This is a genomic window from Chamaesiphon sp. OTE_8_metabat_110 (genome assembly GCF_031382685.1).
GTDB lineage: Bacteria > Cyanobacteriota > Cyanobacteriia > Cyanobacteriales > Chamaesiphonaceae > Chamaesiphon.
Genome location: NZ_JANMZA010000471.1, coordinates 1 through 1,560, shown reverse-complemented (window position 1 = coordinate 1,560; position 1,560 = coordinate 1). Strand labels below are relative to the sequence as shown.

General features: G+C 47.2%; 2 protein-coding genes. One reads left to right on the top strand and one right to left on the bottom strand.

What is annotated here, in order from left to right; genetic code table 11:
* Positions 1 to 94: 94 nt before the first annotated feature.
* On the bottom strand, positions 95 to 541 hold the full coding sequence (locus RMO52_RS17295; protein WP_309740860.1) for a hypothetical protein: 447 nt from the start codon (positions 539 to 541) through the stop codon (positions 95 to 97).
* Between the two features lie 278 nt (positions 542 to 819).
* Between RMO52_RS17295 and RMO52_RS17290 the strand changes: the two genes are divergently transcribed.
* Complete coding sequence (locus RMO52_RS17290) at positions 820 to 1,266, top strand: hypothetical protein (protein ID WP_310416660.1); 447 nt, start codon at positions 820 to 822, stop codon at positions 1,264 to 1,266.
* The last annotated feature ends 294 nt before the right edge of the window (positions 1,267 to 1,560 follow it).

Below are 1,560 nucleotides of genomic sequence, written 5' to 3'. Positions count from 1 at the left end.
CCCCGCCCCCCCCCGCCCCAGATGTTATGAAGAGGAAGAAGAAGTATTGAATTTGGAAAGTACTCATTTTCTTCTTTCCCCTATTCCCTCTCCCCTAAGCTGCATGACTAATTAAAAAATGAGTCATCTCCGCACAGATGCCTTCTAACTCAATCCGGCTGGACTCTGGTAAGCCAAAACCGACGTAGCTAAGTACTTCTTCCCAGGCTTGGAGTTCGGTCATCGTCTGGACTTGACGTAATTTTTCGGCATAAAAATTATGCCAGAATAAGGGTGCGATCTGGTCGTATTTCTTCCAGCGTTTGCGCCAAGCGCGGACATCGCGATGATTGGGTAATGCAACGCCGACGATCGGCGGTAAGTCGGCATAACTAACGAATGTACTGGTCTTTTTGCCAACAACATGCACTACATATCGCCAGCAATTAACTTTGTAAATGTCTTCTGGCGATCGCTTGAGGTGCATGGCAACTGCCGATTTGGTGACAAATCGACTTTGCGGATTGGTTACAACCGTGGCAGGTTTGGAGGCTACTAACATGAGGGGGACACCAAAAAGGGGCGAATGAGTTATTGGTGATGCACAAATTTAGGATGCTGGATTCGGAATTTAGCTAGTGTCTTGAGTTTCGATCGAAATTCAGCGTACAATTTAACTCCGTTCCTAGCATTCATGGTATTAATGTACTATAATAGTTAGTAAATCTACCCGACCTGATACTGGTTCGATGAAGGGCAATCCCCTGGCTAAATTCCGAATTCAGTATCACAAACTAGTGCATCACCAATAATTCATTCGCCCCTTTTTGGTGTCCCCCCATGTTAGTAGCCTCCAAACCTGCCACGGTTGTAACCAATCCGCAAAGTCGATTTGTCACTAAATCAGCAGTTGCCATGCACCTCAAGCGATCGCCAGAAGACATTTACAAAGTTAATTGCTGGCGATATGTGGTGCATGTTGTTGGCAAAAAGACCAGTACCTTTGTTAGTTATGCCGACTTACCTCCCATTGTAGGTGTCGCATTACCCAATCATCGCGATGTCCGCGCTTGGCGCAAGCGCTGGAAGAAATACGACCAGATCGCACCCTTGTTCTGGCACAATTTTTATGCCGAGAAATTGCGTCAAGTCCAGACGATGACCGAACTCCAAGCTTGGGAAGAAGTACTTAGTTACATCGGTTTTGGCTTACCAGAATCCAGCCGGATTGAATTAGAAGGCATCTGTGCGGAGATGACTCATTTTTTGATTAGTCATGCAGCTTAGGGATTAATTGATAATTGATAATTGATAATTGATAATTGAGAGCAAGAGTAGGTTGGGTAGAGAGCAGCGCGTTGGCGTAGCCTTTTTGCTGTTGGCGTTAGCCTGCCGTAGGCACGGCAAACGCTACGCGTTGGCAACGCCTGCGCTTTGCGCTTACGGAACGAAACAACCAAACACACTTACAGATAACCTCTCGGCGCGGCTGTGCCTACGGCAGGCTACGCCAACGCCAACGATTGTGTGGATGTTGGGTTGTCTCGTTCCGAGAGGCTACGCCAACGCTTGAGCTTCAAC